Genomic DNA, 26,243 nt, shown 5'->3' on the forward strand with positions numbered 1-26,243 from the left:
CTCCAACGGTTGGCGGCGGCAGAATGGCGAAATATTGCCTCTGCTTGCATTCTTGCTCTAGCCGATACGTATGAAGATGCTAGGGATTTATCTGGAATCAAAGCGCTGCTACAGGCTTTGAATCGAAGGGTGTGAGCCCGGGGGGGGCAAGATCATTGTGACGACGTACCGCATCGCGATTGTGGGATCGGGGCCTGCCGGGCTTTCGGCAGCGGCTCATGCTGCCAAGTTGGGGCTGAGCCATATCCTGCTCGAAAAGACCGACCATCTGTCGGATACGATCTACAAATACCAGAAGGGCAAGCATGTGATGGCAACGCCATCGCAACTGGTTCTGCGCTCGCCGCTGGATTTCGAAGCCGGCAAGCGCGAGGTTATTCTGGGCACCTGGAATGAGCAGACGGCCGCCGCCGGCGTGAACGTCAAGCACGGCGCTGAAGTGAAGAACATCGTTGGCACCGGCGCGCCCATCCCCGGATCGGTGATGCCGATCGTGAGCCGCAACCGCGATGGCACGACCAGCACGACCGAACTGCAGCGCAACGCCCCGCCCTATCGCCTGACGCTGGTGAGCGGCGAAGAGATCATGGCCGAAACCGTGATCATGGCGCTCGGCACCCAGGGCAACCCCAATCTGATGGGCTGCCCGGGTGGCAACCTGCCTCATGTCCAGTACCAGCTCGACGATCCCACCGAATATACCGACGAACATATCTTTGTGATCGGCGGCGGCGATGCCGGGATCGAAAATGCGCTGGGCCTGTGCGCCGATCCGGCGCAGAACAACACGGTCACGCTGATCAACCGTACTGCCGATTTCCCCACCGCCAAGGATGCTAACGTCAAGGCGCTGATGGCGGCGCGCGATTCGGGGCGCATCAGCATCATGGCCGAAGCCAACACCACAGCGGTGGAACCCGGCTTCATTACGGTTGAAACCCGCGATGGCGAAGTGCGGGCGCGCTGCGACCGGATTATCGCCCGTATCGGTTCGGCACCGCCGCGCAGCTTTGTCGAAGGCTGCGGCATCGAATTTGCCAGCGCCGACCGGCTCGCCTTCCCCAAGCTTTCCGCCACCTTCGAATCGACCGCGCCGGGCATCTATGTCACCGGCGCGCTGGCCGGCTATCCTTTGATCAAGCACTGCATGAACCAGGGCCACGACGTGGTGGAGTTCATCAACGGCAATCTCGATCTCAAGCCCGCCGACGAACCGATCCTGGAAGCCAAATTTGCCGGCCTGCCCGGCAAGCGCAGCGTTGCCGAATGGCTGGAATATTTGCGGACAAGCGTTTCGATCCTGAATGGCATGAGCAGCCTGCAGATACGCGAATTCATGCTGGACTCGAGCGTGAAGCGTTATGCGCAGGGTGAGGTGATCTTCGAACGCAACGCCCCCGGTTCATCGCTGTTCGGCATTGCCGATGGCGAGGTGGTGGTGGAAGTGAATCCAAACGATCCGTCCATAACCGTGTCAATCGGCACCGGGCAGATTTTTGGCGAAGTCGGCCTGATTTCCGGCCGGCGGCGCGGGGCGACCATCAAGGCCGCGCGCGATACCATCGTGGTGGAAATCAGCCGCAATGCCGCGCTGAAACTGATGAGCCAGGTGCCATCGGCATCGCGCGAGATCACCCGCATCAACACCGAACGCACCTTGCTGCAGATCTTCAAATCAGGCCTCGCGCCCGCCGATCTGGTCGACGTGATCGCCGGCGCCAAGGTGGAAACCATCCGTTCCGGCCAGGCCATCATCAAGGAAGGCGAAACCGGCGACGACATCTTCATCATCCGCTCCGGCTCGATGGTGGTGGAAAAGTCGATCGGCGGCAAACCGGTGTTCCTCAGTTATGTTCCCGCCGGCAGCTTTGTTGGCGAGATGAGCGTGATCGACGGCAGTGCGCGTTCTGCCACGGTGCGCGCGGCGGTGAAGAGCGACGTGATCCGCCTTTCGGGCGAACCGTTCCGCGCGCTGCTCGCCACCAAGCCGCAATTGCTCGACAAGTTGCGCGGCGAAATGGCCAGCCGCACCCAGCTCAACAATTTTGTCGAATCCAAGAAGGACAGCTTCTCCGGCGTGGTCGACATGTACACCGGGGTGGCAAACTTCCTGGTGGAACAGGGCCTGGGTGAAGCCACCGACGTGCTGCTCATCGATGAGAAATTGTGCGTTGGTTGCGACAATTGCGAGAAGGCCTGCGCCGATACGCATGACGGCCTGTCGCGGCTGGATCGCGAGGCCGGGCGCACCTATGCCCATCTGCATGTGCCGACCAGCTGCCGCCACTGCGAACATCCGCACTGCATGGCCGATTGCCCGCCCAACGCCATCCACCGCGGGCCCACCGGCGAAGTCTATATTGATGAAACCTGCATCGGCTGCGGCAACTGCCAGCGCAACTGCCCCTATGGCGTGATCCGGCTCGACAAGACGCCGCCGAAAAAGCCGTGGCTGCTCAGCTGGTTCATGTTCGGCAGCGGCCCCGGCCCCGGCGAAGCCAGCCACAAATGGGCCAAGAAACATGATCCCGCCTATGCCGAAAAGGCCAAGAAGGCGATAAAGTGCGACATGTGTTCGGGCCAAGAAGGCGGCCCGGCCTGCGTGCGCTCTTGCCCCACTGGCGCTGCCATTCGTGTCTCGCCGGAACAATTCCTCGGTGTCGCCCTGATGAAACGGGAGGACCGCTGATGGCCAGCAAGACACAGGCCAGCCGGGCGATGACCGGCAAGGCCGTCACTCGCGCGCCGCGTGACACCGCGCACGAGGGCTTCCTCAATCACAAGCGCGGGCGCTGGGCCAAGGTGGCGATCACCCTGAGCGTGGTGGCCCTCGGCGCTTATCTGCTCACCGATCCGGTGCCGCGCCACAATGGCGGCACCTGGCTGGGCTATCTGCTCGGCAGCATCGGCGCCGGCATGATCGTCTGGCTGTCGCTGCTGGGCGTACGCAAGCGCGTGATCGGATCAAAGCCGTTCAGCCTGAAGGGCTGGACCAGTGCGCACGTCTATCTGGGTCTGTCGCTGATCGTCGTGGGCACGCTGCACACCGGCTTCCAGCTGGGCTGGAACGTGCACACGCTGGCGTGGGCGCTCATGATGATCGTAATCCTGTCTGGCCTGTGGGGCATCAGCCTCTATGCGACCCTGCCCGAACGCTTGTCGGCCAACCGCGGCGAGGTCACGCAGTTGCAGATGCTGGAAGCAATCCGCACCCTCGATCGTCAGCTCGACATAGCCGCACAGCCGCTGGATGCCGACGACGCGGCGCTGGTGCGGATGAGCCTGGAAGATTGCCGCATCGCCGGTTCGCTGGGCCAGCGTTTGTCGGGCAATTACGCCAATGATGGCAACGCCCGGGCGCTGGCGATCATCATCGAAAAGGTGATGACTGGCCGGCGCACCGGCCGGGTCGATGATCGCCTGGAGCAGATCGAATTCCTGCTGGAAAGGAAGGAGGCGGCGCTGGCCCAGGCCCGCCGCCATATACGTATGAAAACTCAATTGGAATTGTGGCTTTACGTGCATGTGCCGGTAACGATCGCGCTGCTGGCAGCATTGCTGGCGCACATCATTTCCGTGTTCCTGTACTGGTAAGGGGGAGGCGGGCATGAGCTTTATCGTTCGCCAGGTCGCCAAGCGCGCCGATGGTGGGGACATCATTCGCACCCGCACGTTGGTGCAGGCCGAATTGACCGTTGGCAGAGGCACGGATTGCGATATCCAGCTGGCCGATCTGGCCGTGATGCTGCGCCACGCCCGGCTGGTGCAGATTACCGCCGGCAAGGTAAGTGTGGAAACCACCGGCGGTGTGCCGGTGGAAGTGGGCGGCAAGTTCGTCACCCGCGCCGATCTGGCCGTGGCCGAGAATCCCACCATCGATATCGGCCCGTTCCGGCTGTCGCTGTCCCCCGGGGAGGACGGCGCCGTTGCCATCACCGCCGAACGCGTGGTGCCGCCGATCGAAGCCGCCGATGCGGCGCATGAAACCAGCATCTTCTCGCTTTCCGGCGCGATGCCGACCAAGCGCCGCATGGCGTGGATTGGCGGGCTGGCGGTGCTGGTGCTGCTGTTGCTGGTGCCGCTGTTCCACTTCATCGGTGAAGGCGAACCCGCACTGCCCCAGACGATGGTGGCTGAAGCCGCCCGGCCGGTCACCCCCGGCCAGGGCTTTGGTGATGGAAAATTGTCTGTCCCCACGGCCCGGCCCGCGGCTGCCGGCGGCTTTGCCCCGGATGAAAGCTGGTCGAGCGGCACGCTCTCAGATGCCCACGCCAGCCTGTCCAACAATTGCAGCGCCTGTCACCAGAAGGCGTTTGTTTCAGTGACCGATGGCGCCTGCCAGGCGTGCCACACGGCTTCGGCCCTGCCCGATCACGCTGCACCGGCACGCATGGCCAAGGGCCGGCTGCCCGACGGCGGCGTGATGGGCGCCGCGCACAGCGCCTTCAATCTGCCGCAGGGCCGCTGCACCAGCTGCCACAAGGAACATGAAGGCGCAGCCACCGTCATGACCGTGGCGGAAAGCTTCTGCACCGATTGCCACGGCGGCCTGAAATCGCGCCTTGCCGATACGGCGGTCGCCAACGTGCCGGGCTGGGCCAAGCACCCGGATTTCCGGGCCACGCTGGTCTCCTCGCCATCGGCGGACAAGCCGGTCTTCACCCGCACCGCCCTCGCCGGCGCGCGGGAGAAATCGGGGCTGATCTACCCGCACGACATCCACCAATCCACCACCAACGCGGTTGCCAACATGGCACAGAAACAGCGGCTGCCGCAGGGTGCCGATGGCGCCCTGCCCTGCAGCTACTGCCACAAGGCCGATAGTGACCAGGTGCGGTTCAAACCGATCGACATGGAAGCCAATTGCGGCGCCTGCCACGATTTGGCCTTTGCCCGCGATGGCGGCACCGTCCGCACACTGCCGCACGGCAAACCCGCCCAGGTGGCCGGCATCATCCGCGATTTCACCCTGTCCGAAAGCTTTGCGCCGCGCGCTGGTGTGCAACGCCTGAGCTTTGATCGTCACCTGCCCGGCAAGGCGCCGCCGCCGCTGCCCGGCGGCAATCCGGCGGCCCGCGCCCAGGCGGCCGTGGTGAGCGTGTTTACCGGCAAGGGCCTGTGCACGGAATGCCATGTCGTCACGGATACCGGTGCAGCCGATCTCACCCGGCGTTTCGCCATCGCCCCGGTCAGCATCAACGATCATTATCTGCCGCAGGGCCAGTTCCCGCATGGCAAGCACAAGAGCTATGACGCCAAGACCGGCCAGGCCGCCTGTGTCGCCTGCCACACCGGCGTGACGAAATCCAAGGTCTCCACCGACGTGAACATTCCCGGCGTTGCCAATTGCCGCGAATGCCACGGCGCTCCGGCGAAGACCCTGCTCAGCACTACGGCCAAGGCCGGCGCCAGTTGCGACACCTGCCATGGCTTTCATGATGGGGTTGCGCCCACAGGTGCGCTCCCCGCCGGCCATGTCCAACCCGCCCGGGTTGCCGGGCGGCAGGCTGCTGGCCGCAGCCGGCAGACACCGGCCTGATGCGCGGCGCCCCTTATCATCGCCGCATCGTTGCGTCAGTTGCTGCCTTCGTGCCGTATCTGGTCAGGCAACGGCCATCTGGGGGGCAGCCCGCGCGTTGTGAGTCGACGCATAGAGGCGCGAGATGCTGATTGCCCAGGTGACCGATATCCACCTTGGTTTCCAGCCGGATGATCCGGCGGAAATGAACCGCAAGCGCTTCGACGAGGTGGTGGAATCGCTGCTGGCGCTCACTCCGCAGCCCGATCTGTTGCTGGCCACCGGCGATCTCAGCGAAAGCGGCAGCATCACGTCTTATGAGACCCTGAAAAGCATCGCCGAACGTCTGCCGTTTCCGGTGCATTTCGCGCTGGGCAATCATGATCTCAGGGCCAATTTCCGCAGCGTCTTTCCCGATGTGCCGGTGAGCGGCACCGGCCATGTGCAATATGCCTTCGTGCACGGCCCGCTGCGCTTCGTGGTGCTCGACACGCTGCAGGAAGGGCACCACGGCGGCGCGCTTTCCGCCGAACAGGCCACGTGGCTGGATGAAACGCTGCTGGAAGACAATCGGCCGACCGTGCTTGTCCTCCATCACCCGCCAATCGAAAGCGGCAACGGCTGGATGACCGAGGATCTGCATGCACCCTGGGTACAGCGCCTGGCCGAAGTGGTGCGCCGCCACCCGCAGATCATCCGCATGATCACCGGGCACCTCCATCGCGCCATCGTCACCGGCTGGCACGGCACCACGCTCGCCGTGTGTCCCTCATCGGCGCCGCAAGTCGCCATCGATTTTCGCGAGATCGACGGTGAGAATCCCGATGGCCGCGACATGATCGTGGCTGAACCGCCTGGCTTTGCGCTGCATTACTGGACTGGGCGCGACCTGATCAGCCATTTCTGCGCCGGCGGCGAACACCCGGTGCTGGCCCGCTACAACGCGCGCATGCAGCCGACGGTTCAGCATATCCTGGCAGAGCGCACCGAGGCGCAGTGAGCCGGACGGCCAGTGGCAAAGCCGCGCCGTCAAACGAAACGAAAAAGGGCGGCCTGTTGGGGCCGCCCTTTTTTTCGCTCGCTTTCGCTCGCTTCACACACGCATGGGCATGAGGACGTAAAGCGCCTTGGCCTCGTCATTCTCACGGATCAGCGTTGGTGCCGAGGCATCAGCCAGGTGCACATCCACCAGATCGCTGCCAACCTGGCCGAGGATATCGAGCAGGTAGCGATAGTTGAAGCCCACCTCGATGTCGGCGGCGGCATAATCGGCCGGCACTTCTTCCGAAGCGGTGCCGTTCTCCGGGCTGGTGACCGACAGCGTGACCTTGTCCCGGCCCAGCGCCAGCTTCACCGCGCGGGTCTTTTCGGTGGTGGCGATGGCGGCCACGCGGTCCACGCCTTCGGCCAGCACCTTGGCATCGATCTTCAGCAACTTGTCGTTCGCCGTCGGGATCACGCGGGTATAATCCGGGAAGGTGCCGTCGATCAGCTTGCTGGTCAGCGTCGAATCCGCCGAGAAGCGGAACCGGACTTTTGCGGGCGACAGGCCGATTTCCACCGGCGCATCAGCGGCCATTTCATCCAGCAGCTTGCGCACTTCGTTCACGCATTTGCGCGGCACGATGACGCCCGGCATGTCGGCCGCGCCATCCGGCAGATCCAGCTCGATGCGGGCAAGGCGGTGGCCATCGGTGGCAACGCCGCGCAGCTTGGGCGACGGGCCCGTGGTGGCATGTAGATAGATACCATTCAGATAATAACGGGTTTCCTCGGTGGAGATCGCAAACTTCACCGCGTCGATCAATTCCTTCAGTTCACCGGCCGAAAGCGTGAAGCGCACCGGCAGATCGGTTTCGGCGATCACCGGGAAATCATCGCGCTTCAACGTCGCCAGGCTGAACCGGCTGCGGCCGGCATTCACGCTCATGCGGTCACCCGAAACGGCGAGTTCAACCTGCGAGCCCTCGGGCAGCTTGCGCACGATATCGAACAGCGTGTGCGCCGAAACCGTGGTGGCGCCGTTCAGATCGATCGCGGCGGGGATATTTTCCACCACCTGCAGATCAAGATCGGTCGCCATCAACCGCAGGCCATCGGCGCGCGCTTCGATCAGCACGTTCGAAAGGATCGGGATGGTGTTGCGACGCTCCACCACCGACTGGATATGGCCCAGGCACTTCAGCAGGGTTGCGCGCTCAACGGTGGCCTTCATTCTGATCCCTGTAACGAAATGGTGAAGATGGCGGCACTATAGCCACAAACGCGCACGGTGGTAGTGGCGATGTGCGGGGAAATGGGCCTATGAATGGCAGATGGATCTGATTCTCGCCCGCCACGCCGAAACCGTGTTCAACGCCGCCGCCCGCATGCAGGGCCACATGGCGCACACCCCGCTCACCCGCAGCGGCATCGCCCAGGCCGAAGCCATGGGCGCCGCCCTGCGCGAAACCCTGGGCGAAGCGCCGGATCGCGATTTCTGGGTCTCCCCCTCCGGCCGCACCCAGCAAACCGCCGCCATCGTAGGCGAGCATCTGGGCGTGCCCTTCTTTGATTGGCGGCAAGACACACGCCTGCTCGAAATCGACGTCGGCCAGTGGGAAGGCCGCTACTACGCCGATATCGTCGCTGACCTTGGCGAACACATCGTCTGCCCCGATCGCCGCCTGTTCCGCGTGCCACCACCCGGCGGCGAATGGTTCCCCGAAATCGCCGCCCGCCTGACCGACTGGCTGGCCGGGCTGGACATGACGCGACCCCTGCTGGTGATCAGCCACGGCATCACCGCCCGCGTGCTGCGCGGCATCCTGGTGGGCGGGCAGGATTGGCAAGGCGTCCCCGTCGCCGCCGATGCGCCGCAAGGCACGGTGTTCCATATTCGCGATGGCGCCGAAACCATGCTGCACGTGGGCAGCGGCGTGCAGGGCGTGCGGGCGGCCTGAAGGGTTTCAGTCAGGGGTAGAGCCTCCGGCGGGCAGGGACGCAGTCCCTGCACCCGTTTGATTTTGGGCGGCGCTTGGTGGTGGAATTGAAGTGTTGAGCAGCGGTTCAGCTATCAGCCGTATAAGCGTTTGTTTCGGTCATTTGGTACCCGTCTTTTGATTGCAAAGACGCGAGCCATCCTGATAATCGCAACGAAAATGGGATGTTCTTGTCGATGAACGTGCAATAACTCCGCAAAGACGATTTTTATCTGCCAATCCTTCGCCTGCTTGAAGCGTTAGGCGGATCGGCATCAATTGAGGAGATGGAGCAGCGACTAGTTGACGAGTTCGCGTTCAACGACGCTGATCTCGCCGAAGCCCACGAAAAGAGCGGGACGCCGATTATCCTCAACAAGATGGCTTGGGCGCGCAGCTACTTAAAAGTAGCTGGTTTCCTAGCAAATGAGCGCCGGGGGGTATGGTTGCTGACTGAATCCGGCCGACGTGCACTCTCAGACGGTGAAGCGGCCATTCATACTGGGGTCGCGTCAGCAATGCGCGAGTATAATGCTCGGCGTAGGGCGGCATCAGAAGCAAGCGCTGCGGAGGAGATATCGCCAGACGAGCTTTCCTTTGAAGCCTCAGCTCCGACTGAAGGCGTAGGGGATTGGCGGGATCAGTTGCTTTCAGCGCTCAAGGGCATGGACCCGACCGCATTCGAGCGGCTCTGCCAGAGGCTTCTTCGTGAAAGCGGCTTCGTCAAAGTGGAAGTTACAGGCAAATCTGCGGATGGCGGAATCGACGGAGTCGGCGTTCTTCGCATGAACCTGATTTCGTTCCAGGTTTTGTTTCAGTGCAAGCGGTACGCGGGCGCTGTCACCTCACCAATCGTGCGCGATTTTCGAGGCGCAATGTAGGGACGTGCCGATAAAGGGCTAATTATTACCACTGGTAGTTTTACAGCCGATGCTAGACGTGAGGCGACAAGAGACGGCGCTCCTGCAATCGACCTAGTTGACGGGGAACTCCTGTGCGACCTCCTTAAGGAGCGGCAACTTGGCGTCACTGTTCGCGAGGTGCGAACAGAAGAGGTCAGCGTCGATATGACCTTTTTGTCCACGATTTAGCCGAAAACGAACGGGTGCAGGGTCCACGACCCTGCCCGCCGGAGGCCCGCTTTCTCCCTTCCTCCCGTAACCTCACCCTCGTAAAAGGCGCTCACAGCAACCGGAGTCCCCACCATGTCTGATCCCATCGTCATCGCTAGCTATGCCCGCACGCCGATGGGTGGGTTCCACGGCGCGCTTTCGGGTTTGAAGGCGACCGAGTTGGGCGCGGCGGCCGTGCAGGCGGCGGTGGCGCGGGCGGGGGTTTCGCCCATGGCGGTGGATCAGATCGTGATGGGGTGTGTGTTGCCGGGTGGGTTGGGCCAGGCGCCGGCGCGGCAGGCGGCGTTGGGGGCCGGGTTGCCGTTGCATGTGGAGGCGGTGACCATCAACAAGATGTGTGGCAGCGGCATGCAGGCGATGATCATGGCGCATGATGCGTTGGCCGCGGGCAGCGCCAATGTGATCATTGCGGGCGGCATGGAGAGCATGACCAATGCGCCCTATCTGCTGTTGAAGCATCGCGGCGGCGCGCGGATTGGCCATGATGCCATTAAAGACTCGATGTATCTGGATGGGCTGGAGGATGCCTATGACCCCGGCCGGTTGATGGGCAGTTTCGCAGAGGAGAGCGCGCGCGATTACCAGTTCACGCGGCAAGCGCAGGATGATTTTGCCATCGCCAGCCTGGGCCGCGCGCAGGCGGCGATTGCCAGCGGCGCCTTTGCCGGCGAGATCGTGCCGGTGGCGGTGCCGGGCAAGGGTGGCGAGGTGCTGATCGACACCGACGAACAGCCCGGCAAGGCCCGGCCGGACAAGATCCCGACGTTAAAGCCAGCCTTTGCCAAGGATGGCACCATCACGGCGGCCAACGCCTCCTCGATCAGTGATGGTGCCGCCGCACTGGTGCTGACGCGGGCGAGCGTGGCCGACGCGCAGGGATTGAGCGTGAAGGCGCGCATTGTCGCCCATGCCGCCCACGCGCATGAACCGGCCAAGTTCACCACGGCGCCGGTACCGGCGATCCAGAAGGTGCTGGCCAAGGCGGGATGGACGGTGGCGGATGTGGACCTGTTTGAAGTGAACGAAGCGTTTGCGGCGGTGGCGATGATCGCCATGCACGATCTGGCCATCCCGCATGAGAAGCTCAATATCCACGGCGGCGCCTGCGCACTGGGCCACCCGATCGGCGCATCGGGTGCGCGCATCGTGGCGACCCTGCTGGCGGCGCTGGAGCGGACGGGCGGCAAGCGCGGAGTAGCGGCCCTGTGCATCGGTGGCGGTGAAGCCATGGCGATTGCGGTGGAATTGATCTAAGCCCGATTCCATCCCCGTTATCCCCGTTATCCACAGGCTGGATGGTGAAAATTTTGCTTTGACGACTCACCCAGAAGGTGAGAGCATTCACTTGTAGCCGGGAATTGACGGCGGCAGAAATGCCAACGAAATGAAGCGGTTATCGCCATTGAAGACGTATATTCTTGCCTTCGGGTGGGAATTGAAATCGGCAAGTGGTGTGGCTGGAGACCCCGTGAGGGCGGAAGAGCTGGACTGATGAAAATCAGGCCTGAACGACGCCGGAAACGACCACCAGCCAGGGCTGAAACGCCAGCCAAAGCGCCACGGGCACGGGGGCAACCCCAGGCCCGGAAATGGAGGGAACGGAGGTTCCGCAAAGCATCTCCGCACCCGAAGCCACCGGGCCGAACCTTCACAGGTATGTTCTGGGTGCAATGGCAAGGGCAGCAGCCAAGCGGATGGAAGGCCAGTCCGCAGCCATGAGCGGTTCCGCGCAAGCAGGGCCGCAAGGGCGAGGGACAAGGATACCAGCCGTGGGCCAATGCGCCCACCCAAAGACCAGGCGGCAGGCGCAAGCCGACACGCAAGGCCGAGCGGGTGGAGCGAAAAGGTCCGGCACTGCAGACAAGCAGGCCCGGAAGGGCCGAGATGGATGCAGATGCAAAAGTGCCGTGGAAGTGCGCGAGGCCAGCCGCCGCAGCTCCAGCCGACGAGGTTGTGAGCGCAGGCGCCGACCGGACCGCCCATGTCCTCCGCAAGGAGGGGCACGACACAGTGGCCGCTGGTGGCGACACCAGCGGCCATTAGTGTTTTTGGGCTACTTTTGGGCCCCGTTGCACAAAAATCGAAACGTCGCCCCGGACTTGATCCGGGGCCCCGCTGTTCTTTCGGCGCCAAGGAAGCGGGGCCCCGGGTCAAACCCGGGGCGGCGACCGCCTCAATCAGAAAGCGACCGTGGGTTACGGCTTCACATCCGGTGGCACTTCACCCGCCATGCTCGCTGCCACCTTTTCCGCTGCTTCCATCGCCCGCAGCAGATTGCCGCCGGCGATCTTCTCGCAATCGGCTTCGGAATAGCCGCGGCGCAGCAGCTCGGCGATCAGCGCCGGATAGGTTTCCACGCCTTCCAGCCCGGTGGGGGTGGAATCGATGCCATCCAGATCGCCGCCGATGCCGACATGATCGACGCCGGCCAGCTTCACCATCCGATCGATATGATCGGCCACGTCGCCGATGCCGACCGGCGGGCGCGGGCTCTTTGCATCCCACTCCGCCATCGCAGCGCCTTGGCGTTCCAGTTGGCCGATATACAGCGCGGCCAGCCGCTGCCGTTCACCGGCGCGGGCCGCTTCCCAGACTTGGCGGGCCGCATTGATGAAGCCGGGCACATAGGTCGCCATCACCACGCCGCCATTGGCCTTCACCAGCGGCAGCACATCATCGGGCACATTGCGCACATGATCGGCGATGCCGCGGGCGGAAGAGTGGCTGTAGATCACCGGCGCCTTGGTCACCGCCAGCACCGCCTTCATCGTGCCGGGCGACACGTGGGACAGATCAACCAGCATGCCGATGCGGTTCATCTCCTTGATCACGGCCTTGCCATAGTCGCTCAACGGCTGCGGGCGCGGCGATTCATTGGCGCTGTCGGCCCAATCATTGTGCTTGGTGTGGGTCAGCGTCATGTAACGCACGCCCAGCGCATGATACATGCGCAGCACGGGCAGCGAATTGTCGATTTGGCTGCCGCCTTCCACGCCCATCAGGCTGGCGACCTTGCCGGTTTTCTGGATGCGGCGGATATCGGCCGCGGTGCCGGCTAGTTCGAGATCCTGCGGATATTTCGCCACGAATCCGCGCACGATATCGATCTGCTCGATCGTCTGCTTCACTGCCGCCGGGCCGGTAACGGTGGCCGCCACATACACGCTCCAGAACTGCCCGCCCACGCGGCCCTGATGCAGGCGGGTGATATCGGTCATCAGCGGCCGTTTGAATGTGCGGCTGTCAGCCTTCAGGTCCTGGCTCCACCAGCCCTCACCGAAACTGCCGCGCAGCGCGCCCGGATAGTCATTATGGCCATCGATGATCGGCTGCCGCTTCAGCACGGCCTCCGCGCGTTTCAGCATGGGATCGTCCAGCGCCAGGGCCGGGGTGGCGGCCAGCAGGCCGATGAGCAACAGAGCGGTTTTCATGGCGGCAGTGTGACACCGCGCCGCCCTCTCTTGCAAGACAGGTGACGCACGCATGGCACAAGCGTCATAAACAGGGCAGCAACGACGAACTGCCGGAGAAAACCATGCTCGACGCCAATGATCGCCGCGTTTACGGCCCCGATGAAACCGCCTTCCGTGATACGGTGCGCAAGGTGTTCGAAAAGGAGCTGCTGCCCAACCTCGACCGGTTCGAGGATGAGGGGCTGGTGAGCCGCGACTTCTGGCGCGCCTGCGGCGATGCCGGGATGCTGTGCCCCGGTGTACCGGAGGAGTATGGCGGGCTGGGTCTGGATTTCCGGTACAATGCCATCATCGATGAAGAACTGGCCTATGCCGGTTCGTCGGCCGGTATCACGCTGCAATCCGATATCGTCGCCGATTATCTCGTCGCCTATGGTTCGCCGGAGCAGAAGGCCAAATATCTGCCCAAGATGATCAGCGGCGAGGTGATCACCGCCATCGCCATGACCGAGCCCGGCGCCGGCAGCGACCTGCAGGGCATCAAGACCACCGCCCGCAAGGACGGCAATCATTATGTCATCAACGGCAGCAAGACCTATATCACCAACGGCCAGAACGCCGATCTGATCATCGTTGTCGCCAAGACCGATCCGGAAAAGGGCGCCAAGGGCACCAGCCTGATCCTGGTCGAAGCCGACCGTGAAGGCTTTGCCCGCGGCCGCAACCTGGACAAGATCGGCCAGAACAGCGCCGACACGTCGGAATTGTTCTTCAACGATGTGCGCGTGCCGATGACCAACTGCCTGGGCGAGGAAAACAAGGGTTTCATCTACCTGATGAGCCAGCTGCCGCAGGAGCGCCTGTCCATCGCCATTTCCGCCCAGGCCGGCGCCCAGCGCGCCTTTGATGAAGCGGTGAAATTCGTGAAGGAACGCAAGGCCTTCGGCAAGACGGTGTGGGAATTCCAGAACACCCAGTTCGTGCTCGCCGGCCTGAAAACCGAATTGCAGGTGGGCTGGGCCCACATCGATTGGGGCCTGCAGAAGCTGATCGAAGGCAAGCTGACCGACGCCGAAGCCAGCGCCGCAAAGCTGTGGCACACCGAACTGCAAGGCCGCGTGTGCGATGAAGCGCTGCAACTGCACGGCGGCGCCGGTTACATGAATGAATATCCCATCGCCCGCCTGTGGCGCGACGCGCGCGTGCAGCGGATTTACGGCGGCACCAGCGAAATCATGAAGCTGGTGGTGAGCCGCACGATTTGAGGCTGTTCCCCTCTCCCCTCGCGGGAGAGGGCGACTCGCCAACGGCGAGCGGGTGAGGGGGCGCGCCCGCACCAACTGCGGCAATTCCCGGACTGGCCCTGCCCGGTTTCTGCCCTTATCGGGTCGCAATCCTCTGCGATAAGCGATGCCATGATGACTGCAACTGCCGCCCGTTTTGCCGAAACCGCCCCCAGCCCGCGTGAAAACGCCGGGTCGATGGCCGGCGAAGACGTGGCGATGATCAGGCTGGCCGCCACGCTTGGCCGCGAACTGGGCGCGTACAAGCCGGCCGTCTACTGGGTGGATACGCTGGGCAGCGCCGCGCTGGGCTGGGGCGCGCTGGCGGCGTTGATCCTTGTACCGGGTCTGCCGGTGGCCGCGACTGCCGCACTGGCAGCGGTCGCGGTGCTGGCGCTGTACCGGCTGGGCAGCTTCATCCACGAAATCACCCACATGAAAGATGATTCGGTGCCGGGCTACCGCCTGGGCTGGAACCTGGTGGCTGGCATCCCGCTTATGATCCCCAGCTTCATGTATGAAGGCGTGCACAATCTGCACCATGCCCGCAACCGGTACGGCACGGTGCGCGATCCTGAGTATATGGCCCTCGCGCTGAAGCCCAAGATCAGTGTACCGCTGTTCGTCATGGTGGCCGCGCTTGGCCCGATTGGCCTGATCATTCGCTGGGGCCTGCTGGCGCCGCTGTCGCTGCTGAGGCCGGTGCGCGATTTCGTGCGGGCGCGCTTCTCGGCGCTGTCGATCAACCCGGATTTCCGCCGCGATCCGCCGGCTGGCCCGGCCGCCAAACGCTGGAACGTCATGGAAGTGGCGACGTCACTGTTCGTCATCGCCGTGCTGGCGGCCGTCGCCACCGGCTTCATCCCGCTGCGCGCCTTCGGCATCTGGCTGGCCGTGCTGTCGGCCAGCATGGTGATCAACCAGATCCGCACGCTGGCAGCGCATCTGTGGGAGAATGACGGCAAGGTAATGAGCATCACCGATCAGTATCTCGACAGCGTGAATGTGCCGCCGCCGGCGCTGCTGCCCGAACTGTGGGCACCGGTGGGCCTGCGCTATCACGCGCTGCACCATCTGCTGCCCAGCGTTCCCTATCACGCCCTGCCCGCCGCACACCGCCGGCTGGTGGCGGAACTGCCGGCCGACAGCAGCTATCATGGCGGCAACCACCCCACGCTGGCCGGCGTCATCGCCCGGCTGTGGGCGAGTGCAGGGACAGCGCGCGCCTGAGGGCGGCTGGTTGTTACCTTCTGCGGCCATCGATTGGCGCGGAAAGAAGTATCAGAGACAATTGCCTCCGGCGGGCAGGCCTGAGGCCTGCACCCATTTGAATTTTTTGGCTCACGTTCGTCACAGGGCACACGCCCACGAAAGTGGGTCCAGGGCCTCAGGCCCTGGCCGCCGGAGGCATCCCGTCCCGACTTTAAACCCGGCCGTGCTCCTGCATCCAGTTCATCACCCGGCCCATCGCCATTTCCATCAAGTGCGGCGCCATGTTTTCGGGCGGCGGCGGCAGGCTGTCGAACACCCGGCTCTCGCTGAGCACCTGATCGCCGCGGGCGATCACAAAGCCCTGCCAACCCTTGTCCCGCACCGCATTGCAGATATCGGTATAGGTGTGCAGCCCGCCGGCATAGGCCATGAAACGGCGCGGCTTGCCCGGCACGTTGGCGCCCATGTACCAGCTGTTGGCCTGCGGCAGCAGCGTCATTGCGGCAGTCTGGTCGCAATGATCGGTCCACGCCTGTTCGGCCTCACGGCTGGCCTCGATGCGAGCGGCTTGGGCAGCGTTCAATGATCCGATGATGCTGGCCACATATTCCACATGCTGTTCGATGCTGTGGATCATGTTGGTCAGCACCGATGGGCTGCCCGGTCCGGTGATCAGGAACAGATTGGGGAAGCCGGCGACCATCAAGCCAAGATAGGTTTCCGGGCCGGCGGCCCAATGCTCCTTGATGGTCTCGCCGCCCACGCCCCGGATATCGATGCGCTCGATGGCGCCGGTCATCGCGTCGAATCCAGTGGCCAGCACCACGGCATCGAAATCGAAGCTGTTGTGCTTCGTCTTGATGCCGGTGGCGGTGAAATGTTGAAGCGGATCAGCGCGCAGATCGATCAGCGAGACGTTGTCGCGATTGTAGGTCGCGTAATAGCCGGTATCGACGCACGGCCGCTTGGTGCCGAACGGGTGATCCTTGGGCGTGAGCAGTTCGGCGACCTTGGGATCCTTCACCTGTTCGCGGATCTTGGCGGCGACGAAATCGGCGATGATCTTGTTGGCTTCGGCATCAATGCCCTGATCGGCAAAGCCGCTGAGCAGCCGGAACCCGCCCCAAGCCCAGCGCCGTTCCAGTTCGGCCTTGATCTCTTCCGGTGGCGTGTGGATGGCGATCACGTCTTCGCGGGCCTCGTTCCAGAAACCGCCCACTGTGGCGCGGCTGCGGGCGCGATAAGCGCGGGGGTCCTTCAGCCATTCCTGGAAATCATCGTCTGGAATCGGGCCATTGTGGGCCGGCATCGAATAATTGGGCGTGCGCTGGAACACGGTGAGGTGCGCGGCGGTTTCGGCGATGATCGGGATCGACTGGATGGCCGACGATCCGGTGCCGATGATGCCGACGCGCTGCCCGCTGAAATCCACGCCCTCATGCGGCCAGCGCGAGGTGCGATAGATGGTGCCCTGATAATCCTCGATGCCGGGGAAGGTGACATCGGTGGGCACGGACAGGCAGCCGGTGGCCATCACCACAAAGCGGGCCGGGATCACCTCGCCGCTGTCGAGCGTGACGTTCCAGCCATCGGCCTTGGCATCCCAGTGGGCGGCGGTCACGCGGGTGTTGAAGCTGATGTCGGGTTTCAGGTCGAAACGTTCGGCGACATGGTTTGCATAGGCCAGCAGTTCGGGCTGCGGCGCATAGCGCTCCGACCAGCGCCATTCCTGTTCAAGTTTCTCATCAAAGCCGAAGCTGTATTCCAGGCTCTGGATATCGACGCGGGCGCCGGGATAGCGATTCCAGTACCAGGTGCCGCCAACGCCGCTGCCGGCCTCGATCACGCGGGTCTTCAGGCCCTGCTCCCGGCATTTCAGCAGCATGTACATGCCGGAAAATCCGGCCCCCACAATCAGCACATCCAGACGGTCTGCCATGATCTTCTCCCCAATCTTGCGGCCCCTCCCCAGGGGCATGACCACCGCACGCTACCACGGCCCGAACTGGGGCAAAGCTGGGAATATTAGGTGCGACAGGCCTTCCCCGGAAATGAAACAGGCCCCGGCGTCTGTGAACGCCGGGGCCTGCCCATACCTGCTGCGCTGTAACTCAAGCGGCGGGCTTCACAGCCTCCGCCGCCGCAGCGGTCTCTGCCGGTGCCGGAGTGGCAGCCACCACGGGTGCCGGAGCGGCAACCGGAGCAGCGCCCTTCAGCGCCGGATAGTCTTTCAGCATCTTGTATCCGCCCAGCGGCTTGTTCACGCCCTGGTGGCAGGTGGCGCAGTTCACCTTCAGCGGATCGCCGTGCGGGCCACGGCGGTTGCCATAGGCACCCTTGCCGTTGGCTGGCCACACATCGCCCAGAGCGCTGATGTAGTTGTTGTTGGTGTCACGCACCATGCGGATGCCATACCAGGCATTCACACGCTGCGGCCGGCTGTCTTCCCACTTCGCGAAGTTATTCGAGTTGTGGCAGAAGGTGCAGTTCACGCCCAGGCCCTGGCTCATGTGCATCATGAGGCCATAGGTCTTTTCGGTGGACTGGATGGCAGCCTTGCTGGCGGCGGTCGGGAATTCCTTGCCGCCCACCCGGATGGTTTCCTTGCCGGCCAGATAATCCGTGAACGGATCAGAGTTCAGCGAGGCGTAGGCCACCGTTTGCGCCGGGGTGTTGCCGCCCCGCTTGTTGCCGGTGATGGTGCTCGGATCCGGAACAGCGGAAGACCAGTTGTTCACCGGCACCGGATTGCCGCGGTGGCAGGTCCAGCAGGTGACACCGGCGTTTTCCTGATCAGCGCCCTGGCCTGCGAAGTGCGGCTTCCAGTTGGCGTTGATGTTCTGGGTCATCAGCAACATCTTGCGGGCTACGACCTTGGTGTATTTCTCGTCCGAGGCCATGTTTTCCGGATTGTGGCAGTAGGTGCAGCCAGCATCCTTGACGTTGGAACCGTCGGGCGCGATCCATGTGGTCATCGCCTGCATCAGATAGTTGAACTCGTCCACCGAGACGTTGCCCAGCACGGGCACATTCTCATAGGCCGTGCTCGCCCGGTCGCCAGCGATCATCTCAGCGGTCAGCTCATAGGGTGGGGCTGGAATGTCCCCAACCTTGGCCTTGCTGTCAGGATCGCTGATCTGGACCATGGCGGTGCCGCGGAAGCCAACCTGCTCCTGCTCTTTCGAGCCGAGTTCACAACCCGCCAGCAGCAGGGCCGGCAAAGCGATGGCGACAAGCTTGTTCAGCGTCTTCATTGCGGTGCTCCCGGAAGGGTGGCGGGATCAACGACACCGGTGGCCGGATATTCGCGGGCAAAGCCGTGATCGACCGCCCACAGGAACCAGTTGTCGACAACCGTGCCGGTGAGCAGGATGCCGATGCCGCCCGTGAGCGTCGTCAGCACTGCAAACCACCAAGCCCAACGGTGGATGGATTCCATCGTGGCGTTCCAGCCCATGGTCCAGCGCCAGAACAGCGCTGCACGTTCAGAGGCAGTACCGCGATCGGTGATCTGTTCGATTTCGCGTTCGCCGCCATAACGGCCCACCGCGAGGATGGTCGCGCCGTGCATGGCGAACAGCAGGGTCGATCCATAAAGGAAGGCGATGCTGAGCGCGTGGAACGGATTGTAGAACAGATTGCCGTAGCGGATCGAGAAGGCCGCGGTCCAATCCAGGTGCGGGAAGATGCCGAACGGCACCGCTTCGGCCCAGCTGCCCATCATCATCGGGCGGATGAAGCCGAGCACGAGGTAGAGCCAGATCGCCGAGCCGAAGGCCCAGGCCACGTGCGTGCCCATGCCCAGTTCCTTGGCGCGCACATAAGTGCGGGCCCACCACAGCAAGATGGACGCCGTGAGGAAGAAGCCGGCGGCAATCCACCAGCCGCCTTCGTTCAACGGCACGCCAACGGTGAAGCCATATTTGGCGGCCGGCGGTTCAAGCGCGAGCCAGAAGAACTGGCGCACGAACTGGATCGGATCCCAGTTCACCGATGCCGCCATGTTGAGACCCATGATCTCGATGGCGATGAAGCCACTCAGCAGAGAGGCGATGCCGAGCTTGCCGAGGTAGACGGGACCAAGCTGGGCGCCGCCCAGCTTGCCCATCAGCCACGACGTGCCGAACGGACCAAAGCGCTCATCGTTGTGAGGACCAAGCGGAACGCCGGCTTCCAGCTCACCACGGAGCTGTACCTGCGTGAAGATGTTTTGATATGCCATGGCGCGTCCCTGTCCTCAGCTCCAGATCGGCAGATTGAGCCACCACGTCCACCACTCCGGCCAGCCGCGTGACCAGAAGGGACCCGAGATGATGATGCACACCGCGCTCCAGAAACCGGCATTCATTGCCAGCAGCAGGCCCACGCGGTGGATGCCCAGCGTACCGACGGAATAACCGATCAGATCGCGGAAAAATGTATCTTCATACTCTGGCGACTTGACCGTTTCGCCCTTGGCCGGGTTGACCGCCGACAACACCAGCGCGCCATGCAAACCAAGCGCCAGGGTGGTGGTGAAGAAGAAGCTCACCGCCAGCATGTGCGCCGGGTTGTAATGGAAATGCAGATATTGATAGCCGGTGTTCGACACCCAATCGAGGTGCGGGAAGATGCCGTAGGGGAAACCATAGCCCCAGGCACCCATGAGCAGCGGGCGGAACACTACCAGCGTGACATAGGCAAAGATCGCCATGCCGAACGCGGCCGGCACATGATAGCCGATGCCGAGCTTGCGGCAGATTTCCACTTCACGCAGCGCCCAACTGACAAACGCGCCAACAGCGCAGATCGTGACGATCTGCCAGAGGCCGCCTTCCTTCAGCGGCGCCAGCTTCAGCCCATAGCTGATGTCTGGCGGTGCGATGTTGATAAGCCAGGGGTTCCAGGTGTCGCCGATGGCAGCACCATAGATGATCAGTGCCGTACCCAGGGCAGCGAAGAAGGCCGTCGTGACTCCGAAGAAGCCAACGTAAAAGGGACCAACCCAGAAGTCGAAGAGGTCGCCGCCAATCAGCGTGCCTCCGCGAACTCGATATTTTCGTTCAAAACTCAACACTGCCATGGCGCACCTCCCCCATGTTACCGCGGAAGCTTGGCTGACCAACGGTCAGCAGCCAGCGGAACGGGCCCGTTGCAAGGGTGTGGATGGGCGGGCGGCGGAACCGGCCCGCCCATCGCACGCTTGACCGGAACAGCCCGGGCAGCCTGACGGATGTCAGGCGGCCTGGGTAGTTTCCGTGATGGCTGCAGCCTTCGCCGGTTCGGCGCCGTCCAACCAATTGTACCGCTCGGTGCTGAGCAGGATGAAATGGATCAGCACGGCCAGCGTGAACAGGAAGACCGCCAGGGCGGTCAGGATGCGCTGCGGATTGAAAGTTTGCCAGATCTTCCACATTGTCGTCGCTCCTTAAGCGTGGGGCGCAGCGACGCTGGAAGCGTCAGCCTGCTGGATCTGGTGGATTTCCACGGCCGCGTACGGACGCTTCGAACCGAACCAGGGGCGCCAAACCCAAACGAGCCAGTGGGCGATCACAGCCACGATCACGAAGAACGCCATCGACACGACGAAGCCCTTGTGGAACTCCCGCGCTTCGGCGTCGGTCAGGTAGGTACCCGGACCAATCTTGTTGTCACTCATGCCTTTTCCTCCGATGGTTCCGCCGCACGCTGCCAATATGGCATCGCCCGACCGGCGGCTTTGCGGCGTAGGATGATTCCACCGCAAAGAGATTGAGACTGTGTCAGATTGTCTCTGCGACAGTCTATGCCTGACCTTGCCAGCAAGGCAAGTGAATTACAGCTTGAATTGAGGGCGATAGCGCCGATCATGCCGCCTGGGCCTCATAAAGGCGCACAGCGGAGCGCAAACGGTCCACGGTTACCAATTTTTCACCCGCGTCGCGGGCCGCACGCTCTGCCGCATCACGCAAACGCTTGGCCGCAGAGATCCGCACCAAAACCGGCTCCTTGTCGACAATCCGGTCGAGCTCTGAACGGGCCTCGTCTTCCCAGCCCACCGCTTCCAGCAGGCGCGACGGCGTCGCATCGGCCTTGTCCATCATGGTGGACAGCGGCAGGATGAAGAACAGCGCATCGAACAGGGCGTTGCACACTTCCTGCATGATCCAGGTGCAGCCGGCGTAGCCCATGAAGGGCGTACCGGTGTGGCGGCGGATAGCGGCACCGGGGAAGCTGGCGTTGATGTAGATCGACCGGCTGTTCGATTCGGCCATGTACATGCGTTCGTTGTAGCTGCCGAACACGATCAGCGGGCTCGACGTGGCGATGGCCTGTTTCACGGCTTCATTGTCGGGCTTCACGCCGGCGTTGCGCTGGAAGTCGAACACGCAGGGCATGCCCATGTCATCTTCCAGGAATACCTTCATGCCGCGGGCATAGGTTTCCGTCGCCACGATGCCAAAGCTGGCGGTGGCAAAGAAATCCTGGGTGACCGAACGCCACAGATCCCACAGCGGCTTGATGGTGGTGTGCTTTTCCTTCTCGATGAAGGGTTCCGGGTCCACACCGGTGAGCTCACCCAGCTTGCGCAGGAAGGCGGTGGTGCTGGCCAGACCGATGGGGGCCTGGAGATAGGGCCGCTCCAGCGTCTCGCACAGGTTGCGGCCCCATTCGCGGTACATGCACACGTTCACCGACGCATCGGCAAGGCGGCGGATATCGGCAAGGTGCGTGCCCAGCGGGAACACCATGTTCACCTCGCAGCCCATGCCTTCGATCAGGCGGCGGATCTCCGCCAGGTCCGACGGCATGTTGAAGGTGCCATATTGCGGCCCGATGATGTTGACGAGCGGCTTTTCGCCCTCTTTCCGCACCTTGGGCGCCGGCATCTTCTTCGGGCCGAATTCCTTCCACAGCCAGGTCAGCGCGCGGTCGGCGGCCTGCCATTGATCCTCATCGATGGTGCGCGGCAGGAAGCGGACGATGCTGGTGCCTTCCGGCGTCACGCCGCCACCGATCATTTCGGCGATGGAGCCGGTGACGACCACCGCAGGAAGCGCCGGATCGAGCGTGCGCCAGGCGCGCTTCATGGCGCCCTCGGTGCCGGTCTTTGCCAGTTCATCCTCGCCCAGGCCGGTAACAACGATGGGCAGTTCGTGCGGCGGCAGGCCGTCAGTGTAGTGCAGCACCGAAGTGACCGGAAGGTTTTCGCAGCCCACCGGGCCATCAATGACAACCTGCAGGCCCTTCACCGAGGTGAAGCTGTACACGGCGCCCCAATAGCCGCCGGCCCTATCATGATCGAGCACGAGCATGGCGTCAGTCCCCGATCGCTTCGCTCGCCTTGGCGGCAGCGATCATCTTACCAGCGTATTTCTTCTTGAACTCGGGCCGGTCACGAGGGACCTCTTCCCAGATGCCGGCGGCATGGCCTTCGCCAACGCCCTGGAAAAAGTCCTTCATCATGTCGAACCGGCCCTTGTTGCCAAGCGCGCCGTTGATCACCTGCGCCAGGCTGCCGGCGCCGGCCGGCCCCATCAGCGGCCGTGCCGAGATGAGGTTGGTGAAATACAGGCCGGGGATGGCGCGCGTCTTGGCGTGCTGCACCACCGGCGTGGTGCCAATGGCCAGATCGGGGTGATATTCCTCCACCGCCGCGATGTCCTGTTCCAGGCTGGCGCGATACTGGATGCGCACGCCCTTGGCTTCCAGCCATTCGCGATCGGGATCAGACCATTTGGTGCGCGGGCAGGCGGTGCCCACATAGGGCACATCGGCACCGGATTCGATCAGCAGCCGCGCCACCAGCAGTTCCGAGCCCTCGTAACCCGAAACCGTGATACGGCCCTTGATCGGCTTGGCCGAAAGCGCGCCGGTGATCGCCGGCAGCCACTTGTTCTGCGCGGCGGCCACCTTGTCAGCGGGCAGCCCGAACGCGTCGCCGATGGCAGCCAACCAGGCGGCCGTGCCATCCCGGCCCACCGGGGCCGAACCAACGACGGTGCGGCCGGCGGCTTCGAATTCACGCACGGCCGCCGTGTAGAACGGGTGGATGGCCGCCACCACCGGCGAGGCCAGCGCGGCATAAAGTTCCCGCCATTCGCGGGTGGGCACCACTGGCCCAGCTGTCAGGCCCATCGGCTCCAGCAGCATCGAAATGCCCACCGGATCGGCCGGGAACATTTCGCCAAGCAGGGTCACGGTCGGCTTGTCAGGCATCACGGCGGGCGCCGCGACCGGGCCGGCCATGATTTCATTGCGCGCATAATTCAGCATCGCGCCGGCCAGCACGTCCTTGGCTTCGGCATGGGTCGGCACGCCAAAGCCCGGCACGTCGATGCCGATGATGCGCACACCGTTGATCGCATCGGGCAGCAACTGCAGCGGCACACCCGAAGCGGTCGGCACGCACAAATTGGTCACCACGATCGTGTCGTATTTTTCCGGGTCGGCCATGTCGTGCACAGCGTCGCGGATATCCTCGAACAACTTGCCGGTAACCAATGTTTCCGAATTGAACGGCACATAGCCCACCGTGCGCCGCGCTCCGTAGAAGTGCGACGTGAAGGTGAGGCCATAAACGCAGCAGGCCGAGCCCGACAGGATGGTAGCGGTGCGGCGCATGCGCAGGCCAACGCGCAGGGAACCGAAGGCCGGGCACATGGATTGCGGCTGGTCGTGCGGGCCCTTGGGATAATCGGCCGCATAGCGATCCAGCACTTCAGACTTGCCTGCCTTGGCCGCTGCATCGCGCATCGTGTCGGCGCCGGCGTGGCAGCCGGCCCCTTCCGCGGGCGGAACCGCCAAGTCTTCAGACATTGTCGTACACCACTTCCAGGCTCGGCTTCGTCTCATAGACGCCGCCGCGCATGTCGGCCTGAGAAGCCGGTTTCAAGGTGAAGTTGCCACCGGTATCTTCCGGCTTGAACAGGCCGAGCAGGCCATCCTGATCGAGTGGGGTCGGCCGAACCGGCGGCGCGGTTGCAACGGCTTCTGCCAGTTCGGCGAACAACGGGCCCCACTGGCTGTCTGACGTGCCGATGATCTGATAATTGGCGGATTTCTTGCGGATATCTTCATGCGCCGGGATGCTGACGAGCACCGGGATGCCGACCGCCTTGGCAAAGGCCTGGGCCTCGCCCGAACCATCATCCTTGTTGATCAGGATGCCGGCGACGCCAACATTGCCGCCCATCTTGCGGAAATATTCCACCGCCTTGCAGACATTGTTGGCGACATACAGCGATTGCAGATCGTTCGAACCGACCACGATCACTTTCTGGCACATGTCGCGGGCGATCGGCAGGCCAAAGCCGCCGCACACCACGTCGCCCAGGAAATCGAGCAGGACGTAATCGAAGCCCCAATCGTGGAAGCCCAATTTTTCCAGGGTTTCAAAGCCGTGGATGATGCCACGACCGCCGCAGCCACGGCCAACCTCGGGCCCGCCCAGTTCCATGGCGAACACGCCGTCGCGCTGGAAGCAGACGTCTTCAATCGACAGTTCTTCGCCCGAAAGCTTCTTCTTGGACGAGGTTTCGATGATCGTTGGCGTCGCCTTGCCGCCAAACAGCAGGCTGGTGGTGTCGCTCTTGGGATCGCAGCCGATCAGCAGCACGCGCTTGCCCTGCTGCGCCATCATGTAGGAGAGGTTGGCGAGCGCGAAGCTCTTGCCGGAACCGCCCTTGCCGTAAATGGCAATGATCTGGGTTTCCTTGGTGATTTCGCCGGTGTGAACGGGATCAGGTTCCAGTTCAGCCTCCTCGCGAAGCGCGGCAACCTGATCGAGAAGATTATTGATGCTCATGCGATATCTCTCCAGTCGAAGACCATCTTGAGACAATTGGGGTCCGAAAAGGCCTGACCATAAGCGGTCGGGGCTTCTGTTGCCGGTACCTTGTGCGTCACAAGGCCCTCGAGTGACAGCCTACCGCTGCCCACCAGCGCGAGCGAAGTCGCGAGGTCGTCAGGCTGGAACTCTGTGGCGATGCGGATGCGAAGTTCACGCCGGAATGCTGGCGCGAAGTTGAACGACAGCGGATCGCTGTAGAAGCCGGCCAACACGATCTCGCCCCCACGCGCCATGTGCATGACGGTCTGGTCGATCACGCGGTGGTCACCGCTGGCGTCGTAGACCGAGCGGTAATCCCGCCGCTCGTCGGTCTCGGGCCTGACCACCCGATATCCCTCTGCGCCCGCCATGCGGGCGTCATTGATTTCCCACACCGTCGGCTCCACACCAGCCGCCAGCGCGATGCGCGCCAGCAGGCGGCCGAGCACGCCGTGGCCGATGATCAGATCCGGCATCTCGCCGCCCGCCACCGCATGCTGGGCAGTGGCCGCTAGGCTCATCAGCACGGCCTTTTCGTGGAGTTCGGCCGGCAGCGGAATCACCCGCGCCGCACCAGTAATCAACGTCTTGGCCTGGCCGCCAAACAGCCCGCGTGCGCCTTCGAATTTGGAGGATCCCGGCACGAACACAGTCTTGCCGATCATCGCGGTCGCATTCTCGCCGGCGTCCACCACCGTGCCGACTGCTTCATATCCGGGAACCAACGGATATCCCATGCCGGGGAACATGGGCATGGATCCATTGTACATCAGCTTTTCCGTACCCATGGAAATGCCTGAAAAGTCGATCGACACCACCACGTCATCGGCTTGGCAGGGCGTGAGCGTCAGCGAGCGCAAGGTAACGCGCTCAGGCTCTTCCACCACAACGGCCAGTGTTTCCATTCAAACAACCCCATAAGGAAACCGGCCAG

20 protein-coding genes and 1 pseudogene are annotated in these 26,243 nt (G+C 63.2%); 9 read left to right on the forward strand and 12 right to left on the reverse strand.

All coding sequences use genetic code 11. The annotated features are described in order from the left end of the window. The first annotated feature begins 154 nt into the window (after positions 1–154). From G566_RS0110670 to G566_RS0110685, 4 genes are all read left to right on the forward strand, one after another. Positions 155–2,689 carry a cyclic nucleotide-binding domain-containing protein gene (locus G566_RS0110670; RefSeq protein ID WP_040605606.1) on the forward strand — a complete coding sequence of 845 codons (2,535 nt, stop codon included), beginning with the start codon at positions 155–157 and terminating at the stop codon, positions 2,687–2,689. Next, complete coding sequence (locus tag G566_RS0110675; protein WP_022680659.1) at positions 2,689–3,594, forward strand: hypothetical protein; 906 nt, start codon at positions 2,689–2,691, stop codon at positions 3,592–3,594. Before G566_RS0110670 ends, G566_RS0110675 begins: the two co-directional genes overlap by 1 nt. A gap of 13 nt (positions 3,595–3,607) precedes the next feature. After that, positions 3,608–5,539: a cytochrome c3 family protein gene (locus tag G566_RS0110680; protein ID WP_022680660.1), complete on the forward strand. Its 1,932-nt coding sequence runs from the start codon at positions 3,608–3,610 to the stop codon at positions 5,537–5,539. Between the two features lie 124 nt (positions 5,540–5,663). Continuing rightward, on the forward strand, positions 5,664–6,518 hold the full coding sequence (locus G566_RS0110685; RefSeq protein ID WP_022680661.1) for a phosphodiesterase: 855 nt from the start codon (positions 5,664–5,666) through the stop codon (positions 6,516–6,518). Between the two features lie 93 nt (positions 6,519–6,611). Here the strand turns inward: G566_RS0110685 and dnaN are convergent, their stop codons facing one another. Beyond that, entirely contained in the window at positions 6,612–7,733 is a 1,122-nt protein-coding gene (gene dnaN / locus G566_RS0110690) for a DNA polymerase III subunit beta (RefSeq protein WP_022680662.1), read from the reverse strand. A gap of 100 nt (positions 7,734–7,833) precedes the next feature. Between dnaN and G566_RS0110695 the strand changes: the two genes are divergently transcribed. From G566_RS0110695 to G566_RS0110705, 3 genes and pseudogenes are all read left to right on the forward strand, one after another. Further along, the gene (locus G566_RS0110695) at positions 7,834–8,460 is read left to right on the forward strand and encodes a histidine phosphatase family protein (protein WP_022680663.1); all 627 of its coding nucleotides are present in this window, start codon (positions 7,834–7,836) and stop codon (positions 8,458–8,460) included. A 251-nt stretch (positions 8,461–8,711) separates the two neighbouring features. After that, positions 8,712–9,569, forward strand: a pseudogene (locus tag G566_RS14205) (restriction endonuclease). Between the two features lie 114 nt (positions 9,570–9,683). Continuing rightward, a complete protein-coding gene (locus G566_RS0110705; protein WP_022680664.1) occupies positions 9,684–10,865 on the forward strand; it encodes an acetyl-CoA C-acyltransferase in 1,182 nt (393 codons plus the stop codon). A 941-nt stretch (positions 10,866–11,806) separates the two neighbouring features. Here G566_RS0110705 and G566_RS0110710 read toward each other — a convergent pair. Then, a complete protein-coding gene (locus G566_RS0110710; protein ID WP_022680665.1) occupies positions 11,807–13,042 on the reverse strand; it encodes a dipeptidase in 1,236 nt (411 codons plus the stop codon). A gap of 104 nt (positions 13,043–13,146) precedes the next feature. Here G566_RS0110710 and G566_RS0110715 point away from each other — a divergent pair, with 104 nt between their 5' ends. Next, positions 13,147–14,289: an acyl-CoA dehydrogenase family protein gene (locus G566_RS0110715; protein ID WP_029131554.1), complete on the forward strand. Its 1,143-nt coding sequence runs from the start codon at positions 13,147–13,149 to the stop codon at positions 14,287–14,289. Between the two features lie 150 nt (positions 14,290–14,439). Continuing rightward, positions 14,440–15,537, forward strand: coding sequence for a fatty acid desaturase family protein (locus G566_RS0110720; protein WP_022680667.1), 1,098 nt, complete (start codon positions 14,440–14,442; stop codon positions 15,535–15,537). Between the two features lie 193 nt (positions 15,538–15,730). On the opposite strand, the gene G566_RS0110725 is transcribed toward G566_RS0110720, so the two are convergent. The 10 genes from G566_RS0110725 to bchC form a co-directional block, all read right to left on the reverse strand. Next, positions 15,731–17,458, reverse strand: coding sequence for a flavin-containing monooxygenase (locus tag G566_RS0110725; protein WP_040605617.1), 1,728 nt, complete (start codon positions 17,456–17,458; stop codon positions 15,731–15,733). A 172-nt stretch (positions 17,459–17,630) separates the two neighbouring features. After that, positions 17,631–18,773 carry a photosynthetic reaction center cytochrome PufC gene (gene pufC / locus G566_RS0110730; protein ID WP_022680669.1) on the reverse strand — a complete coding sequence of 381 codons (1,143 nt, stop codon included), beginning with the start codon at positions 18,771–18,773 and terminating at the stop codon, positions 17,631–17,633. Further along, positions 18,770–19,741: a photosynthetic reaction center subunit M gene (pufM, locus tag G566_RS0110735; protein ID WP_022680670.1), complete on the reverse strand. Its 972-nt coding sequence runs from the start codon at positions 19,739–19,741 to the stop codon at positions 18,770–18,772. Before pufM ends, pufC begins: the two co-directional genes overlap by 4 nt. A gap of 15 nt (positions 19,742–19,756) precedes the next feature. After that, the gene (gene pufL, locus G566_RS0110740; protein WP_022680671.1) at positions 19,757–20,581 is read right to left on the reverse strand and encodes a photosynthetic reaction center subunit L; all 825 of its coding nucleotides are present in this window, start codon (positions 20,579–20,581) and stop codon (positions 19,757–19,759) included. Positions 20,582–20,734: 153 nt separating this feature from the next. Next, complete coding sequence (pufA, locus tag G566_RS0110745; protein ID WP_022680672.1) at positions 20,735–20,914, reverse strand: light-harvesting antenna LH1, alpha subunit; 180 nt, start codon at positions 20,912–20,914, stop codon at positions 20,735–20,737. 12 nt (positions 20,915–20,926) lie between these two features. Continuing rightward, the gene (pufB, locus tag G566_RS15160) at positions 20,927–21,157 is read right to left on the reverse strand and encodes a light-harvesting antenna LH1, beta subunit (RefSeq protein ID WP_017667959.1); all 231 of its coding nucleotides are present in this window, start codon (positions 21,155–21,157) and stop codon (positions 20,927–20,929) included. A gap of 187 nt (positions 21,158–21,344) precedes the next feature. Further along, positions 21,345–22,793 carry a chlorophyllide a reductase subunit Z gene (bchZ, locus tag G566_RS0110755; protein WP_022680673.1) on the reverse strand — a complete coding sequence of 483 codons (1,449 nt, stop codon included), beginning with the start codon at positions 22,791–22,793 and terminating at the stop codon, positions 21,345–21,347. Positions 22,794–22,797: 4 nt separating this feature from the next. Continuing rightward, a complete protein-coding gene (bchY, locus tag G566_RS0110760) occupies positions 22,798–24,297 on the reverse strand; it encodes a chlorophyllide a reductase subunit Y (RefSeq protein ID WP_022680674.1) in 1,500 nt (499 codons plus the stop codon). Continuing rightward, complete coding sequence (locus G566_RS0110765) at positions 24,290–25,285, reverse strand: chlorophyllide a reductase iron protein subunit X (RefSeq protein WP_022680675.1); 996 nt, start codon at positions 25,283–25,285, stop codon at positions 24,290–24,292. The genes bchY and G566_RS0110765 overlap by 8 nt, the downstream gene beginning before the upstream one ends. Further along, on the reverse strand, positions 25,282–26,214 hold the full coding sequence (bchC, locus tag G566_RS0110770; protein WP_022680676.1) for a chlorophyll synthesis pathway protein BchC: 933 nt from the start codon (positions 26,212–26,214) through the stop codon (positions 25,282–25,284). The genes G566_RS0110765 and bchC overlap by 4 nt, the downstream gene beginning before the upstream one ends. Positions 26,215–26,243 lie beyond the last annotated feature (29 nt).

This window comes from Sandarakinorhabdus limnophila DSM 17366 (assembly GCF_000420765.1).
GTDB classification, from domain to species: Bacteria; Pseudomonadota; Alphaproteobacteria; order Sphingomonadales; family Sphingomonadaceae; genus Sandarakinorhabdus; species Sandarakinorhabdus limnophila.

Excerpts from the sequence above, each read along its gene's own strand:
- G566_RS0110675 (WP_022680659.1), top strand. The coding sequence starts at position 2,689 with ATGGCCAGCAAGACACAGGCCAGCCGGGCGATGACCGGCAAGGCCGTC.
- G566_RS0110680 (WP_022680660.1), top strand. The coding sequence starts at position 3,608 with ATGAGCTTTATCGTTCGCCAGGTCGCCAAGCGCGCCGATGGTGGGGAC.
- G566_RS0110685 (WP_022680661.1), top strand. The coding sequence starts at position 5,664 with ATGCTGATTGCCCAGGTGACCGATATCCACCTTGGTTTCCAGCCGGAT.
- dnaN (WP_022680662.1), bottom strand. The coding sequence starts at position 7,733 with ATGAAGGCCACCGTTGAGCGCGCAACCCTGCTGAAGTGCCTGGGCCAT.
- G566_RS0110695 (WP_022680663.1), top strand. The coding sequence starts at position 7,834 with ATGGATCTGATTCTCGCCCGCCACGCCGAAACCGTGTTCAACGCCGCC.
- G566_RS0110705 (WP_022680664.1), top strand. The coding sequence starts at position 9,684 with ATGTCTGATCCCATCGTCATCGCTAGCTATGCCCGCACGCCGATGGGT.
- G566_RS0110710 (WP_022680665.1), bottom strand. The coding sequence starts at position 13,042 with ATGAAAACCGCTCTGTTGCTCATCGGCCTGCTGGCCGCCACCCCGGCC.
- G566_RS0110715 (WP_029131554.1), top strand. The coding sequence starts at position 13,147 with ATGCTCGACGCCAATGATCGCCGCGTTTACGGCCCCGATGAAACCGCC.
- G566_RS0110720 (WP_022680667.1), top strand. The coding sequence starts at position 14,440 with ATGATGACTGCAACTGCCGCCCGTTTTGCCGAAACCGCCCCCAGCCCG.
- G566_RS0110725 (WP_040605617.1), bottom strand. The coding sequence starts at position 17,458 with ATGGCAGACCGTCTGGATGTGCTGATTGTGGGGGCCGGATTTTCCGGC.
- pufC (WP_022680669.1), bottom strand. The coding sequence starts at position 18,773 with ATGAAGACGCTGAACAAGCTTGTCGCCATCGCTTTGCCGGCCCTGCTG.
- pufM (WP_022680670.1), bottom strand. The coding sequence starts at position 19,741 with ATGGCATATCAAAACATCTTCACGCAGGTACAGCTCCGTGGTGAGCTG.
- pufL (WP_022680671.1), bottom strand. The coding sequence starts at position 20,581 with ATGGCAGTGTTGAGTTTTGAACGAAAATATCGAGTTCGCGGAGGCACG.
- pufA (WP_022680672.1), bottom strand. The coding sequence starts at position 20,914 with ATGTGGAAGATCTGGCAAACTTTCAATCCGCAGCGCATCCTGACCGCC.
- pufB (WP_017667959.1), bottom strand. The coding sequence starts at position 21,157 with ATGAGTGACAACAAGATTGGTCCGGGTACCTACCTGACCGACGCCGAA.
- bchZ (WP_022680673.1), bottom strand. The coding sequence starts at position 22,793 with ATGCTCGTGCTCGATCATGATAGGGCCGGCGGCTATTGGGGCGCCGTG.
- bchY (WP_022680674.1), bottom strand. The coding sequence starts at position 24,297 with ATGTCTGAAGACTTGGCGGTTCCGCCCGCGGAAGGGGCCGGCTGCCAC.
- G566_RS0110765 (WP_022680675.1), bottom strand. The coding sequence starts at position 25,285 with ATGAGCATCAATAATCTTCTCGATCAGGTTGCCGCGCTTCGCGAGGAG.
- bchC (WP_022680676.1), bottom strand. The coding sequence starts at position 26,214 with ATGGAAACACTGGCCGTTGTGGTGGAAGAGCCTGAGCGCGTTACCTTG.